1 protein-coding gene is annotated in these 444 nt (G+C 45.0%); it reads left to right on the top strand.

Features of this window, described 5'->3' with window-relative positions:
• Window positions 1-444 (top strand): cation:proton antiporter (locus tag AAEZ02_RS21880; protein WP_351125047.1); only part of this gene is annotated, 444 nt, incomplete at both ends.

Genomic DNA, 444 nt, shown 5'->3' with positions numbered 1-444 from the left:
AGAATATTGGGTGAACTTAGTGACCGACTAGGATTCCCGAGCGTAGTGGGTGAAGTCACTGCGGGGATATTAATCGGCCCTTCACTGCTAAATTGGGTTACCCCTCACAGCACGTTAGCCATCATCGCTGAGCTCGGTGTTATTTTACTGTTATTTGATATTGGCTGTGAAACATCCATAAAAAAGCTAGCCCATTCAGGCAACAAAGCCGTCAAGGTCGCCCTATTAGGTATTGTCATTCCTTTAATCGCTACGGGATTAGCAAGCCTTTACTGGCTATCGATACCTCCTTTTACCGCATTATTTTTTGGCTGCGCCTTGACGGCCACCAGTATTGGTATTTCGGTGCGAGTATTGACATTAAACAATCAAAGCCAAAGTACCGCTGGACAAATCATTCTTGGCGCGGCTGTCATCGATGATATTATTGGAGTGATATTACTG

The sequence above is a fragment of the Shewanella sp. T24-MNA-CIBAN-0130 genome, from assembly GCF_040310185.1.
In the GTDB taxonomy this organism is placed as follows: Bacteria; Pseudomonadota; Gammaproteobacteria; order Enterobacterales; family Shewanellaceae; genus Shewanella; species Shewanella psychromarinicola.
Note: the sequence above shows the minus strand (reverse complement) of the source record. Positions and strands in the feature narration are given on the sequence as shown.